Source organism: Robertmurraya mangrovi, assembly GCF_034427655.1.
Taxonomy (GTDB): domain Bacteria; phylum Bacillota; class Bacilli; order Bacillales; family Cytobacillaceae; genus Robertmurraya_A; species Robertmurraya_A mangrovi.
Window position 1 is genome coordinate 445,182 of record NZ_JAXOFX010000002.1, and the last position, 14,130, is coordinate 459,311.

The window sequence follows — 14,130 nt, forward strand, 5'->3', positions numbered from 1 at the left end:
TATGAATAATAAGTATAGAGAATTAATTAATGAGATTTCTGACAGGGAATTAATGTTCCATCTATTAGCAACTCAAGCCATTCTTTCAGTTGTTTCTTTTGTTGTAGGTATATTTCTATTTGATTCATACACAGATTTTCAAAGCCTTTTCATTTGGAATGACATAAGAATTATTTACATTGGTGGTTTAGTTGGAGTTCTTATCGTATTAGTAGACATTTTCTTTATGAAAGTACTTCCAAAATCTTATTACGATGATGGAGGTCTAAATGAAAAATTATTTAAAAATAAAAGCATCATACAAATTGCTTTTATTGCAGCAATGGTAGCAATATGCGAAGAAATTTTGTTTAGGGGCGTATTACAAACTCACTTTGGATTAGTGATTACAAGTATCATTTTCGCTCTTGTACATTATCGTTATTTATTTAATGCATTTCTTTTTATTAATATCATGGCACTTAGCTTTTTAATTGGATTCATCTATATGAAAACCGAGAATCTAGCAGTCACAATCTTTATGCACTTTATTATTGACTTTCTATTAGGTCTTAAACTGAGATATTCTAATAGGAATGGACTTCGTGAACAGGAAGGGATTATACATGACTAGGGAAGGCCGAACACGTGATCAAGCTGAACGGTTAAGGAAGCGAATAGAGCAAAGCGAAGAACTAAATATAGACGAAGTTGAAGTTGTAAGTGGAGAAGGGGTAAAGAATAAAAAATTACCACCTAGAAGTAGACTTCATAAAAACAAAAAACAGAAAACCAAGTTTAAACTAAAATATCCTATTATTAGATTGCTCGTATTGTCATTCATTCTTCTTCCAATCGTGATTTTTAGTTTCTACACATACAACGAGAATCAAAAAGGCACTTTAAAAACTTCAACAGGAGAAACGGACGGCTACGAAACAGTCGACCTAGAAAAGGAGGAATCATCCGACCCTTCTAGCAATCTTGATGAAGTAGAAGAAAATGAAGAGGAGCTTGAAACAGAAGAGCAACCTGAAAGTAACAATGAAGCGCAGAGTGTTGTAGAGCAAACGGAAAGCAAGGATAACGACAATTCTGCATCAGTAAATTATGATAAAGGTGGTTCTCCAACACCTACAGAGCAAAAAACAAAAGTTAAAAAAGAGGAAAAACAGGAAAAAGAAGAAAATAGCTCAGCAACGGAACAACAAAAGAAAATGGTCTATCATACTGTACAGCCGAGCGAGACTCTGTTTCGCATTGCGATGAAATACTATAACTCTCAAGCAGGAATACAAATCATTTCAGAAGCAAATGGTATCGTTAATAACGAAATACAAGTTGGACAAGTTCTTAAAATTCCTTTGAACTAATTGAACATAAAAACAGACATAGAAATTTATGTCTGTTTTTTATTATTTTTATTCATTTTCCCGTGGACAAACTCATAAAATTGTATAGATATGCTAGGGGAATGGAGAGGGAAGAATGGAATCATCAATTATCATGTTAGATGACAGAACAGATCAAGCGACCAAGCAGATGCTTCAAAAGATTGTTGAGAAAAAAAAGAAGTTTGATTTATTTAAGTTCAGACACTTGCTGTCTATGTGGGCATCTATATTTTCTTCCTTTTTTTACTTTTACTATCTTTATAAAACAATCATGATTCCTTATTCCTACTCTTTTGCTTCTATGTTTTCAGTTTATGTGAATCAATCAAAAAACCTCTATATTTTAGTGTTTATTGTAGGCTTATACGGATTAATGAATCTTTTAAGAGAAAAGAGAGAGAAAGCCGAGAAGGAATATCATGCATTAAGATGTGAAATTATCGATAAAAGTAAGGATCTTTGGAAAAGAGAAGAAGCTTGGAGAACTCGCCATCATGTATATGAAATGATGAAGAAAAACTATGATATTAATCTCTTTCATGAGAGTAAATAAAGAAGCAGCAACTGCTGCTTCTTTATTTTTCCCTTGAAAAATTTAGTCAATATCATTTAATAACAATTATTTTACAGAATTTTTAAATTTTTGTGGCAATTAACATATAAGTATGCTAATTTAGTATGAAAAGATAGGTATTTTCCGCTTACTGTGGAATATATAAATTAAGTGTTTATTCTAACCCTGAGGTGATATGTATGTTTGTAAAAGGCATAATGATTCCAAAACATCATTGCTTTACAATTGAACACAACGAGAATTTAACTACTGCACTGGATAAATTAGAATCTCATCAAATTGATGGTTTACCAGTTCTAGAAGGGAATAAATACGTTGGTGTTGTAACGAGATATGGAATTTATGAAAGCTTTTTCAACTCTAGTAAAGCAAGAGACGAATATTTAAACGGTACAACGGTTGCTGAGGTTGCCACACATTCAGATATGTATCTTAGCGGAGATGAAATCTTCGAAAGAACATTACTAGACCTTAAGGATTTTCCATTACTCGCTGTAGTAGATGAGAATACTAAGTTTTTAGGAATTGTTACTAGATCCGATGTGTTAGAACAATTTGGTTCAGCGTTTGGGACTCATAAGCCAGGAGTTCGTATTGCCTTTACTTCCGTTGAGACGGAAGGTAGAATTGCTCGTTTGGCAGAAATTGCGCATCATTTCCATGAGCACATTATCTCTCTAGTAACTTTCGACGAGACAGATAAACTTGTCCGTCGTATTGTAATGAAAGTTGAAAAGAAGGATAATATTGATAAATTTACAAAGAAACTAGAAGAATCAGGCTTTAGAATTCTAAATATCCAGGAAGACTAATTTGTTTCGTTTGAACCGATGTTCTTATTTTCTTTTTAATTATATTTATCATTAGAATTACAAAATTAAGCTATCCTCTCATTTCTCCTGAGAGGGTTTTTTTCTGTACAGACTAGGGTATAAAAATCATGACTAACTTAGTGACTTTTTAAATTCGAAATGTGTATGTTATGATTTTTATGGATGAATGAGTAACGAGGAGGACATATGATTTACATAATATTAGCGATAGTGGTTATTGGGGCAGTTTTAATATTATATATGCTTAAAGAAGGGTTAGATAATAGGGTTATTAAAAAAGAATTGGTTTTTCCAAACTTTCCTGATAGCTTTGAAAAAATAAAAATATTCTTCATTTCAGATATACATAAAAGGGAAGTTACGGAAGAACTGTTGAGCCAGATTACAGAAAAAGTGGATTTAGTCATAATAGGAGGAGACCTCCTTGAGAAAGGTGTCCCTTTACTGAGAGTGAAAGAGAATATTTCGAAGTTAAAACAATTAGGTCCTGTATATTTTGTTTGGGGAAATAACGATTACGAGGTTGACTATCGGGAGCTGGACGCAACCCTTTTAGATTTAGGTGTGAAAATTTTAGACAATACCGCTGTTTCTTTTGAATCATTATCAGGGGAACGTTTTATCTTATTAGGAACGGACGATTTGAAACAGGAAAGGGACCGTTTAGATCTGGCTCTTCAAGATAGTGGGGATGAAGGATTTAAAGTTCTTGTAAGCCATGATCCGGAGATTGTTAAGAAAATAAAAAAGGAAGACAATATAAGTCTAGTGTTAAGTGGTCATACTCATGGTGGACAAATTCGGTTCTTAGGATATGGACTTTATGAAAAAGGCTCCTATAAAAAGATGGACCATACTAGTATCCTTATTAGTAATGGATATGGTACCACCACTGTTCCATTTAGATTAGGGGCAAAGTCAGAAACACATGTACTAACATTAAAAAAGGGCTAAAGCCCTTTTTTTGTCATTTTACTTTATTGTAAAACTGATATTAGTCTGTGACGAGAGCTTATATAAAACTTCTTCATAGCCTATACAAATTTTACACAACTAATACTGTAATATATAATGATGTTAAATTTTTTATAAAGCATTTAGATTAATCGGTTTCATAAAGATTTAGTTATAAAGGATAACTTTTAGTTTCTAATTAAATTATATAACTTGAATTTTAATCGGATGCTATGAAATCGGTTCATATGGGGGATTTTAAATGTCTAACAATGAGGGGAAATATAACATAAAAGCAGTCTCAAAAATGCTTGGCATTCAGCCTGGTACATTAAGAGCTTGGGAAAGACGTTATCAAATGGTAGCACCTAAGCGTAATGAATCAGGACATCGTTTATATACTGAAGAACATGTAAAAATACTAAAATGGCTTATTTCAAAGCTCGATCAGGGATTTACAATTAGTCAAGCCGTCTCCCTTCTTGAGAACAATGAACAAATGGAACAAGCTTCAAATGAGAAAGTTTACGACGGAGACCAAGTAGCTGAGTTGACGGACAAGTTGTTAGATGCCCTTTTACAATATGATGAAGTGAAAGCACATGAAATGATTAATCAAGCTTTTAGCCTATTTACCATTGATAAGGTTTTAATTGACATATTAGGATCATTATTGGTGAGAATAGGGAATATGTGGGAAGATGGTAAAATTACAACCGCACATGAACACTTTGCTTCTGCTATTTTGAGGTCTAGAATAGGAATTATTTTACACTCGTTTCCTCATAACGCTTATTTACCTAAAGTAGTTGCTGTTTGTGGACCAGGAGAAATGCATGAACTTGGCTTACTAATTTTCACTCTATTCTTAAGGAGAAAAGGCTTTGAAGTCATTTATTTAGGGGCTTCCATCGCTGAAGAAGATGTAGATGAAGTTATTCAGATTGTTAAACCAAGATTTTTCTTTATGTCCTGTACGATGAAACAAAATGTAGAAGGCACTCTACAATTATCTGAGCGATTGGCTCGTGAATACGAGGATTTATACGTTGGATTAGGCGGGTTCGCTATAGATACTCTCCCAGAGGAAATAAAAGGAAAATATCACCCTCATATTCTTGGAGCCCATAAGGAGCAATGGGATGAATGGATTAAAAATCGAATGGTAAATATTTAGCCGAATCACCTTCCTGCATTTTTTTCATACACTAAAGCAAGAGTTGTAATGGCAGGGGGCATTGTAATGCGCTTAGAACGGCTAACATATAATAAAATTAAAATTTTCCTCACAACTGATGATTTATCAGAGCGGGGTTTAACGAAAGAAGATATATGGAAAGATTCTTTAAAATGGCATCAACTCTTTCATGAAATGCTTGAAGAAGCGAGTGCAGAGTTTGGTGTGGAGATTCAAGGTTCAGTTGGAGTAGAGATATTCTCCATGCAAGCTCAAGGTATGATTATGATCGTAACTGTAGATGAACAAGATGAAGAAGAAGAGTACTTAGATGATGGATTTATTGATATGCAGGTTACTGTTGAGGGAAATGAAGAAATTCTTTTTCATTTTCAAGAACTTGAAGAGGTTATCCAACTCTCTAAGCGTTTAAACTTGATGAACTATATGGGTGGCAGTTTATACGCTATGAATAACTCTTACTATTTATATTTGGATGATGTTACACCACAAGAGGTAAACAAAGTAGTTGCAATCCTTGCTGAATATGGAAATGTAACAATGGAGAGCATACATCGAATTGAAGAATACGGTAAATTAATAGCAAAAAATACAGCGGTTGAAACTCTTAATCATTATTTTAAATAATGATTAAGAGTTTGGCTTTTTTATTTGCTCTATTTTTCATTAGGTAGGTTTGTTTTTTTGTTTCTTCTACATACAATATGAAATGTTTCAGATAATAAGAGGTGTACTTATATTAAGATTGGCCGTTGCGGGATATTTGAAGTTATATTGATATAACGAATGAAGTACTTACTGATGAACAACTAAATAGGCGTCAATAAGGGTTTATGAATGTTCTTTATAGGGAAAATAGAAAAATAAATATACTGAAAAATCCTTTAAATAATAATATTGGTAGCGGTTTCATAAGTTTGAGAAAAAATGAAGAAAAGTTTATTTTTTATCTTGCATAAATTAACCAAAGGTGTATACTTGTGACTGAAAGCGGACAACTTCCGCAAAAGCGATTTTTTTAGGAGGTTTACTAATGGTAGCCGAGAAAGGTACTGAAAATATAAATCACGAAGACAAGCTTGACGTTTTAAAGTCAACTCAAACTGTCATTCATAAAGCTTTAGAGAAACTTGGATATCCTGAGGAAGTATATGAATTGCTTAAAGAACCAATTCGAATGATGACGGTTAAAATTCCAGTTCGAATGGATGATGGATCGGTTAAGGTCTTTACTGGCTACCGGGCTCAGCATAATGATGCTGTCGGTCCAACTAAGGGCGGAATCAGGTTCCACCCAGGTGTAACAGAGAAGGAAGTAAAAGCCCTTTCTATATGGATGAGTCTTAAATGTGGAATTGTAGATTTACCTTATGGTGGAGGTAAAGGCGGAATTGTATGTGATCCTCGAGATATGTCTTTTAGAGAGTTAGAAAGATTAAGTCGCGGATATGTACGTGCAATTAGCCAAATCGTAGGACCAACAAAAGATATTCCTGCTCCCGACGTGTTTACAAACTCACAAATCATGGCGTGGATGATGGATGAATATAGTCGTATTGATGAGTTTAATTCACCTGGATTTATCACTGGTAAACCACTAGTTTTAGGTGGGTCACATGGTCGTGAATCAGCAACGGCAAAGGGTGTAACCATTTGCATTAGAGAAGCTGCTAAGAAAAAAGGCATCAAACTTGAAGGTGCTCGCGTAGTTGTTCAAGGGTTTGGTAATGCTGGTAGCTATCTGTCTAAGTTCATGCATGATGCTGGTGCAAAAGTGGTTGGTATTTCCGATGCTTATGGTGGCTTATATGATCCTAATGGTTTAGATATAGATTATTTATTAGATCGTCGTGATAGTTTTGGTACAGTAACAAAACTATTTAACAATACAATTACGAATAAAGAACTGCTTGAGCTAGACTGTGATATCCTTGTTCCAGCAGCGATAGAGAATCAAATTACCGAAGATAACGCACATAATATTCGTGCAAGCATTGTCGTTGAGGCTGCTAATGGCCCTACTACATTAGAAGCAACTAAAATTCTAACTGACCGTGGAATATTACTTGTACCTGACGTTTTAGCTTCTGCTGGTGGGGTAACAGTATCTTACTTTGAGTGGGTACAAAACAATCAAGGTTACTATTGGACAGAAGAAGAAGTCGAAGAGAAACTTGAGAAGGTAATGGTAAAATCTTTCGAGAATATTTATGAAACCGCTCAAACACGTCGTTGTGATATGAGACTTGCTGCTTATATGGTTGGGGTTCGTAAAATGGCCGAAGCCTCAAGATTCCGTGGCTGGATTTAATTTGACACAATCGTTCTAGGATAATAATTTGAAACTTATTGAAAAATCTCCTATCATTATTAGATAGGAGATTTTTTGTTTACATACTTTTGTTCTTTTGGATAAATTGTTTAGGAGTGAATATATGAAGAAAGAAGATATCATTATTGTTGGGGGAGGACCTTGTGGGTTAGCTGCATCTATTGCCCTAAAGGCAATAGGAAAGAACCCTTTAATCATCGAAAAAGGTAATATCGTAAATGCCATCTATCATTACCCTACCCATCAAACATTTTTTAGTACAAGTGAAAAACTTGAAATAGGGGATGTTCCATTTGTAACGGAGGAATATAAACCAAAAAGGAATCAAGCACTTGTTTATTATCGAGAAGTGGTTAAAAGAAAAGAGTTAAGAGTAAATTCCTTTGAGACAGTATTAGAAGTAGATAAACAAGACACTGGGGACTTCCTTGTCAAAACAGATAAGGAAACCTATCAAGCTCCTTATGTTGTTATTGCTACGGGTTACTATGACCACCCTAATTACATGGGAGTAACTGGTGAAGATTTACCAAAAGTGTCTCATTACTTTAAAGAAGCACATCCATACTTTGATACAGATGTTGTGGTTGTTGGTGGAAAAAATTCAAGTGTTGATGCTGCCATCGAATTAATAAAGGCAGGGGCTCGAGTAACTGTTATCTATAGAGGAAGTGCCTACTCCCCAAGTGTTAAACCTTGGATCTTACCTGAATTTGATTCTCTAATACGTACTGGTAAAATAAAAATGGAATTTAACTCCTATATAAAAGGAATAACCCCTGAGTCTGTTGTCTACGAGAAGGATGGACAGCGATTTGAGATAAAAAACGATTTTGTTTTTGCCATGACCGGATATCATCCCGACCATGACTTTCTGGGGAAAATAGGAGTGGAGATTGACGAGGAAACAGGTAGACCTATTTACCATCAGGATACGATGGAGACAAATGTAAAAGGTATTTATATTGCAGGTGTAATCGCGGCTGGTAATAATGCGAATGAAATCTTCATTGAAAATGGGCGTTTCCACGGGGCACAAATAGCAGAGGCTATTAAACATAAAGAAAAGGTCTGAATCAAAAAATGATTCAGACCTTTTCTATACTTGAAAAATACTCTCTATTTCTTTTACATTTTTATTTGAAGCTAGTCCAATCAGAAGTTTTAATCTAGCCTTTTGGCCGTTTAATCCATTAGAGAATATAGCTCCTAATTCTTTTAGGTGTTTACCTCCGCCTTCATAACCGTACACATCTTGTGCGATACCGTTAAAACAACGCGATACTAAAACAACAGGAATGTTGCTCTTTATTAATTGTTTAAGGCCTTCTACTGTAGCTGGTGGTAAGTTACCTTGTCCAAGTGCTTCTATGACGACTCCATCAAATTGTAAATCATGGATGGCATTTAGAAGTGAAGAATCCATCCCCGCATGTGCCTTTATTAAAACGACTCTTTTTGACACATCGGAAATTTCATAACACTCTCGTTTGGTCGGTGCATGGTGGAAGAATACCCCTCTTTTTGTAACAATCCCTATCGGTCCATATTGTGGACTTTGAAAAGTAGATACATTACTAGTGTGAGTTTTGGTCACGTTTTCGGCCGTATGAATTTCGTCATTTAATACAACTAGAACACCTTTATTAATAGCCTGTTCACTCGCTGCTACTTTAATAGACGATATTAAATTATAAAGTCCATCGGCTCCAATTTCATTACTTGACCTCATCGCACCTGTGACAACAATAGGAATGGTTGTATCAACCGTTAAGTCTAAAAAATAGGCTGTCTCTTCAAGTGTATCTGTACCATGTGTAATAACAACACCTGAAATGAGTTCCTGTTTAGCATATTGATCAATAATCTTTTTTAAAGTAAGCATTTCTGCTGGTGTTATATGGGGGGAAGGTAAATGGAACGGCTCTTCGATTAAAATATCGGCCATTTCAGTCAGATTCTTTGTTACTTCTGTTAATGGATTTTTATCACCTGGTTGAACAGCACCTGTTGAAGCATCTTCACTCATGGAAATGGTTCCGCCAGTGTGAATAACTAGTATTTTCTTTTTCATATCATTTGCCTCCAAACTGCATATATAAAAAGGCTTCGCCAACATCATTCTATACTAAGTTTAGGAAAAGATAAATGGATACATATTTGAACTAAATCTGAATATTTCATTTTAAATCTATACATAACATGTTAGGATTATATAAAAGGATTTGAAAAGAGGATTATCATGTTCGGAATTTTGTCTGCCGGGATTGCACCTGGATTGGCATTGTTGAGTTATTTTTATTTAAAAGATGAATATGAATCTGAGCCAATTTCAATGGTTTTACGTACCTTCATATTTGGTGCTTTACTTGTGTTTCCTATCATGTTTATCCAATATGTATTTGAAGTTGAAAACATTGTTCAATCGGACTTTATAAAGGCTTTCCTTTCAACAAGTCTATTAGAAGAATTTTTTAAATGGTTTATTTTATTTTATACTGTGTACCAACATGTCATTTTTGATGAACCTTATGACGGGATCGTGTATGGAGTTTCCGTTTCGCTAGGGTTTGCTACAGCAGAAAATATTCTTTATTTAATTGCCAATGGACTTGAGCACGCGATCGGGAGAGCCCTTTTACCTGTGTCAAGTCATGCACTTTTTGGAGTGATTATGGGCTATTACTTAGGTAAAGGGAAATTTAGCCAAGTTCTTAAATCAAAATGGATTCTACTGTCCTTATCTGTTCCTTTTCTTTTACATGGAGTTTATGACTATATTCTTATTTCTTTTGATTATTGGGTGTTTTATATTCTACCTTTTATGGTTTTCTTATGGTGGTTAGCCCTACGGAAAGTAAAAATTGCTCGTTCTCTAAGCGGTAAACATAGCGACCCATCAATCGAAGTACCAAACAGCCTTCATTTATGAGATGAAGGCTGTTTTTTTGCTTGTCGGGGCTAACCAAGACGCTTCCACTTTTCTTGAATTTCAATATTAGGAAATACTTTTGTATAAAAATCCATGTACTACAAAAAATAGGTTTAATGTTAATAAGATTTACATCTGGGGGTTGCAAACCATGAAAAGAAAAATTTTATTAATGAAAGTATTCATATTAGTAACTATTTGTGTGTTACTGGTTCCAATGTCGATACCAGAACATCAAGTGAATGCTTTTTCGCCACAAATAATCCAGCACGGTGCAGTTGGAGATGATGTAATCGAGCTTCAATCTCGTTTACAGTATTTAGGTTTTTATAATGGGAAAATTGATGGTGTTTTTGGATGGGGAACGTATTGGGCGTTAAGAAATTTCCAATATGAATTCGGGTTACCTATAGATGGGTTAGCCGGACAAGAAACAAAGAATAAATTAGTAAAAGCCTCAAAATATAATGAGCAACACGTAAAAAATGCATTAAACAAAGGCAAAAAGTTTACCCACTATGGCGGAGTCGATTTAAACAAACAAAAGGGTCCTGCAACAGGTGGAAATCAACAAGCTAGGCAGCAGCCAACAGGGCAGACAACTCCTCAAACTCAACAACCACAAGCTCAGGGTGGAGCAGGGCAACAAGCTGCACAGCCTCAAGCGCAGCAAAAGCCGTCAGCAACAAACGTACCAAACGGCTTTTCACAAAATGATATTCAACTTATGGCGAATGCCGTTTACGGTGAGGCAAGAGGTGAGCCTTATGTAGGACAAGTGGCGGTAGCAGCCGTAATATTAAATCGTGTAAGAAGTGCAACATTTCCGAATACGGTTTCAGGAGTAATTTTTGAGCCACGTGCATTTACAGCAGTGGCGGACGGACAAATTTGGTTAACTCCAAATGAACAAGCGAAAAAGGCCGTATTAGATGCGATGAATGGCTGGGATCCGACTGGACATGCACTGTATTATTTTAACCCTGACACAGCAACGAGTGGATGGATATGGACAAGACCACAAATCAAGAAAATTGGCAAGCATATATTCTGTAAATAGGGGTGAGATCATTGCTTAGGGGTATCCTTATAGGAATTTTAACTTTAGGCGTTGCAGGTACAGCATTCTGGGGCTATCAAGAACATCGAGAAAAAAATGCTGTCTTATTAAATGCGGAAAACAGCTACCAAAGGGCATTCCATGATTTAACGTACCAAGTGGATTTGTTGAACGATAAAATTGGAACAACACTGGCAATGAATTCAAGGGAATCATTATCTCCTGCTCTTGCTGAGGTTTGGAAAATCACTTCAGAAGCACATAGTGATGTAGGCCAATTACCTTTGACGTTGTTACCATTTAATAAGACGGAGGAATTTTTAGCGAAGATTGGAGATTTTAGTTATCGAGCGGCAGTAAGAGATTTAGGCGATGAACCGCTTTCCGACAAGGAATATAAAACACTCAAGGGATTGTATAAACAATCTGCAGAGATTCAAAAGGAACTAAGAACGGTACAACATATGGTTCTAGAAAAAAACTTAAGATGGATGGATGTTGAATTAGCTTTAGCGTCTGAAAAAGCACCAAATGATAATACCATTATCGATGGTTTTCAAACAGTTGAAAAAACTGTTGAAAGCTACGGTGAGACAGATTTTGGTCCAACATCAATCGGGCTCCAAAAACAAGATGATAACTACAAATATTTAAAAGGAAAGACGATTTCAGAACGAGAAGCAATTAAGATTGCGAAAAAGTATGCTGGAGCTAATGGAAATGTGGATGTACGGGTTACGGAAAACGGTAAAGGTTCAAATTATGGTTTCTTTAGCGTCTCTCTTCTCAACAAAAAAACAAAGAATGAATCAAACATGGATATCACTAAAAAAGGTGGCTACCCCATTTGGTTCATTAACGACCGGGATGTTAAAAAACAATCGATTAGTTTAAATGATGCGACTAACCAAGCGATTAAATTTTTGAGAGATAACGGATTTGAGAATTTAGATTTATTTGAGAGTAATCAGTACGATAATATTGGTGTTTTTACATTTGTTACGAATGAAAATGATGTAAGAATTTATCCTGACGCAATTAACGTCAAAGTTGCTCTAGATAACGGAAAAATTATCGGTTTATCAGCTGAAGAATATTTAAAATCTCATCATCAAAGAGAGATTCCAAAGGCCAAAATGGCTAAAGGTGAGGCCAAGGATAAACTGAATCCTAATGTAAAAGTAATGGAAGACAGAGTGGCAGTTATAGTTAACGACTTAAATGAAGAAGTATTGTGCTATGAATTTCTAGGTGTGCTAGGAGACGACACTTATCGAATTTTTATCAATGCTGAAAGCGGTATAGAAGAAAAAGTAGAAAAGCTAAGAAACGCTGAGCCACTTTATGAGGATGTTGTTTAAAAAGGCTACTATAATAAATTGCTAAGTAACATAAACTCTGTGAGGAAAAGTCATTTCGACTTTTCCTCTTTCTATGGAAGAGAGGATTCTTTGGAAAAGGATATCCAAAATTAGGTGATTCTGTAATAAAGACAACACTTTTAGGTGGAAATTTTATTAGTTTTCATATAAATTAAGATTAGTAGTAAATTTAACCTATATGGGCAAAAAAGTGGAAGCATAATTGGGAAATAGGAAAGTGTGAGTACATGTTAAAAATCGGAGATAACATTATTTTAGAGATTAAGTATTCTGATAAATTTGAAAAGCTAAAGTGTAAGCTTGTTGAAAGAAAAGGAAATCATCTTTATATCGATTACCCTATAAATACACAGACAAATAAAACAGCCTTTCTCCTAGACGGCACTCAATTAAAAGGGTCTTTTGTTACACAGGAGGGGACCGTTTATCTCTTTGAAACGGAAGTATTAGGCAGGTTAAAACAAAACATCCCTATGTTAATACTGTCTTACCCTGGAGATGAACATTTAATTAAAATCCAAAGAAGACAGTATGTAAGAGTGGAGACAGCTATAGATATTGCTGTTCATTCTACCGATCAAGAATTTCCTGCTTTTACAACTGTAACGGATGATATTAGTGCAGGTGGAGTGGCATTTATAACAAACAATCACTCAAAATTAAAAGCTGGAATGAAGATTAATACTTGGCTTGTCCTACCGTTACAAAATGGAGAATACCATTATTTAAAATTTGAGAGCAGTATCATTAGGATAATCCCTTTAGATGCTGAGAGAAACAAGGTTTCTGTTCAGTTTACAGACATAAACCCTACTGATCGACAATTACTCCTTCGTTTTTGTTTTGATCGACAGTTGCTATTAAAGAAAAAAGGCTTATAGATTAGAATAAATTCACCTGAGATCCCCCATAATGGTAGTAAACTACACGGGGGAGAAATCGATGAAAATCATAGAAAGAATCTTAATAAAAGTAATCGTAGTCCAATTTATATTTCTAATTATCACGCAAGTATTCTTTCATAAATACGACGCATTTCCAGAACTAAAAGAAATTACACAATACGAAGGTGTAACAGAAAACAACTTCTCTGAACTTTTAGAAACCTTTAATGGAAAATAAAAATTTAAGTTATTATAACTATTACTTTTTTGTTTAAGTAATAAGTCCTCTAACATAATACCCGGTTATTAGTTGATTGGAGCGTAGGGTGACGACTCCTGCGGGAATAGTGTGGACTTGAGACCCCGCAAGGAGCGAAGCGACTGAGGAGGCTCAAGCTACACCCCGCGGAAAGCGTTCGCCCGGAGCGGAAATCAACGGTTTAGTAAGTCAATTTTAATAGAGCATGTAATCTTAAAACTATTTAATAGTATAAATAAATTTAACGCAGGTAGAAAATACCTGTTTTTTTATGCTCTTTTTTGGACACTAGTTTTTTTATTTAATAATACTAAATTAATTCCCATTAAGTTTTACATAAATATTTAAC

General features: G+C 34.9%; 15 protein-coding genes. 14 read left to right on the top strand and 1 reads right to left on the bottom strand.

The features are described 5' to 3' along the window. The first annotated feature begins 1 nt into the window (after position 1). The 9 genes from SM124_RS05360 to SM124_RS05400 all read left to right on the top strand — a co-directional run bounded on the left by SM124_RS05360 (position 2) and on the right by SM124_RS05400 (position 8,339). Positions 2 to 613, top strand: coding sequence for a CPBP family intramembrane glutamic endopeptidase (locus tag SM124_RS05360; protein ID WP_322445241.1), 612 nt, complete (start codon positions 2 to 4; stop codon positions 611 to 613). Continuing rightward, complete coding sequence (locus SM124_RS05365; RefSeq protein WP_322445242.1) at positions 606 to 1,352, top strand: LysM peptidoglycan-binding domain-containing protein; 747 nt, start codon at positions 606 to 608, stop codon at positions 1,350 to 1,352. The genes SM124_RS05360 and SM124_RS05365 overlap by 8 nt, the downstream gene beginning before the upstream one ends. Positions 1,353 to 1,467: 115 nt before the next feature. Further along, complete coding sequence (locus SM124_RS05370) at positions 1,468 to 1,926, top strand: YpbF family protein (protein ID WP_322445243.1); 459 nt, start codon at positions 1,468 to 1,470, stop codon at positions 1,924 to 1,926. 200 nt (positions 1,927 to 2,126) lie between these two features. Further along, a complete protein-coding gene (locus SM124_RS05375) occupies positions 2,127 to 2,759 on the top strand; it encodes a CBS domain-containing protein (protein ID WP_322445244.1) in 633 nt (210 codons plus the stop codon). A 207-nt stretch (positions 2,760 to 2,966) separates the two neighbouring features. Then, positions 2,967 to 3,734, top strand: a complete 768-nt coding sequence (locus SM124_RS05380) for a metallophosphoesterase (RefSeq protein ID WP_322445245.1) — start codon at positions 2,967 to 2,969, stop codon at positions 3,732 to 3,734. A 262-nt stretch (positions 3,735 to 3,996) separates the two neighbouring features. Further along, the gene (locus SM124_RS05385) at positions 3,997 to 4,911 is read left to right on the top strand and encodes a MerR family transcriptional regulator (RefSeq protein WP_322445246.1); all 915 of its coding nucleotides are present in this window, start codon (positions 3,997 to 3,999) and stop codon (positions 4,909 to 4,911) included. Between the two features lie 66 nt (positions 4,912 to 4,977). After that, positions 4,978 to 5,559, top strand: a complete 582-nt coding sequence (locus SM124_RS05390) for a genetic competence negative regulator (protein WP_322445247.1) — start codon at positions 4,978 to 4,980, stop codon at positions 5,557 to 5,559. Between the two features lie 406 nt (positions 5,560 to 5,965). Further along, positions 5,966 to 7,243, top strand: coding sequence for a Glu/Leu/Phe/Val family dehydrogenase (locus SM124_RS05395; RefSeq protein WP_322445248.1), 1,278 nt, complete (start codon positions 5,966 to 5,968; stop codon positions 7,241 to 7,243). 124 nt (positions 7,244 to 7,367) lie between these two features. Next, positions 7,368 to 8,339, top strand: a complete 972-nt coding sequence (locus tag SM124_RS05400) for a YpdA family putative bacillithiol disulfide reductase (protein WP_322445249.1) — start codon at positions 7,368 to 7,370, stop codon at positions 8,337 to 8,339. 24 nt (positions 8,340 to 8,363) lie between these two features. Here SM124_RS05400 and SM124_RS05405 read toward each other — a convergent pair whose 3' ends face one another. After that, positions 8,364 to 9,338, bottom strand: a complete 975-nt coding sequence (locus SM124_RS05405; RefSeq protein ID WP_322445250.1) for an asparaginase — start codon at positions 9,336 to 9,338, stop codon at positions 8,364 to 8,366. 168 nt (positions 9,339 to 9,506) lie between these two features. Here SM124_RS05405 and prsW point away from each other — a divergent pair, with 168 nt between their 5' ends. The 5 genes from prsW to SM124_RS05430 all read left to right on the top strand — a co-directional run bounded on the left by prsW (position 9,507) and on the right by SM124_RS05430 (position 13,760). Then, entirely contained in the window at positions 9,507 to 10,196 is a 690-nt protein-coding gene (gene prsW / locus SM124_RS05410; RefSeq protein WP_322445251.1) for a glutamic-type intramembrane protease PrsW, read from the top strand. 151 nt (positions 10,197 to 10,347) lie between these two features. Then, positions 10,348 to 11,256, top strand: coding sequence for a spore cortex-lytic enzyme (gene sleB, locus SM124_RS05415; protein WP_322445252.1), 909 nt, complete (start codon positions 10,348 to 10,350; stop codon positions 11,254 to 11,256). Between the two features lie 11 nt (positions 11,257 to 11,267). After that, positions 11,268 to 12,617, top strand: coding sequence for a germination protein YpeB (ypeB, locus tag SM124_RS05420; protein WP_322445253.1), 1,350 nt, complete (start codon positions 11,268 to 11,270; stop codon positions 12,615 to 12,617). Between the two features lie 248 nt (positions 12,618 to 12,865). Next, positions 12,866 to 13,519, top strand: a complete 654-nt coding sequence (locus tag SM124_RS05425; RefSeq protein ID WP_322445254.1) for a flagellar brake protein — start codon at positions 12,866 to 12,868, stop codon at positions 13,517 to 13,519. A 61-nt stretch (positions 13,520 to 13,580) separates the two neighbouring features. Continuing rightward, positions 13,581 to 13,760, top strand: coding sequence for a YpfB family protein (locus SM124_RS05430; protein WP_322445255.1), 180 nt, complete (start codon positions 13,581 to 13,583; stop codon positions 13,758 to 13,760). Positions 13,761 to 14,130 lie beyond the last annotated feature (370 nt).

Excerpts from the sequence above, each read along its gene's own strand:
- SM124_RS05360 (WP_322445241.1), top strand. The coding sequence starts at position 2 with ATGAATAATAAGTATAGAGAATTAATTAATGAGATTTCTGACAGGGAA.
- SM124_RS05365 (WP_322445242.1), top strand. The coding sequence starts at position 606 with ATGACTAGGGAAGGCCGAACACGTGATCAAGCTGAACGGTTAAGGAAG.
- SM124_RS05370 (WP_322445243.1), top strand. The coding sequence starts at position 1,468 with ATGGAATCATCAATTATCATGTTAGATGACAGAACAGATCAAGCGACC.
- SM124_RS05375 (WP_322445244.1), top strand. The coding sequence starts at position 2,127 with ATGTTTGTAAAAGGCATAATGATTCCAAAACATCATTGCTTTACAATT.
- SM124_RS05380 (WP_322445245.1), top strand. The coding sequence starts at position 2,967 with ATGATTTACATAATATTAGCGATAGTGGTTATTGGGGCAGTTTTAATA.
- SM124_RS05385 (WP_322445246.1), top strand. The coding sequence starts at position 3,997 with ATGTCTAACAATGAGGGGAAATATAACATAAAAGCAGTCTCAAAAATG.
- SM124_RS05390 (WP_322445247.1), top strand. The coding sequence starts at position 4,978 with ATGCGCTTAGAACGGCTAACATATAATAAAATTAAAATTTTCCTCACA.
- SM124_RS05395 (WP_322445248.1), top strand. The coding sequence starts at position 5,966 with ATGGTAGCCGAGAAAGGTACTGAAAATATAAATCACGAAGACAAGCTT.
- SM124_RS05400 (WP_322445249.1), top strand. The coding sequence starts at position 7,368 with ATGAAGAAAGAAGATATCATTATTGTTGGGGGAGGACCTTGTGGGTTA.
- SM124_RS05405 (WP_322445250.1), bottom strand. The coding sequence starts at position 9,338 with ATGAAAAAGAAAATACTAGTTATTCACACTGGCGGAACCATTTCCATG.
- prsW (WP_322445251.1), top strand. The coding sequence starts at position 9,507 with ATGTTCGGAATTTTGTCTGCCGGGATTGCACCTGGATTGGCATTGTTG.
- sleB (WP_322445252.1), top strand. The coding sequence starts at position 10,348 with ATGAAAAGAAAAATTTTATTAATGAAAGTATTCATATTAGTAACTATT.
- SM124_RS05425 (WP_322445254.1), top strand. The coding sequence starts at position 12,866 with ATGTTAAAAATCGGAGATAACATTATTTTAGAGATTAAGTATTCTGAT.
- SM124_RS05430 (WP_322445255.1), top strand. The coding sequence starts at position 13,581 with ATGAAAATCATAGAAAGAATCTTAATAAAAGTAATCGTAGTCCAATTT.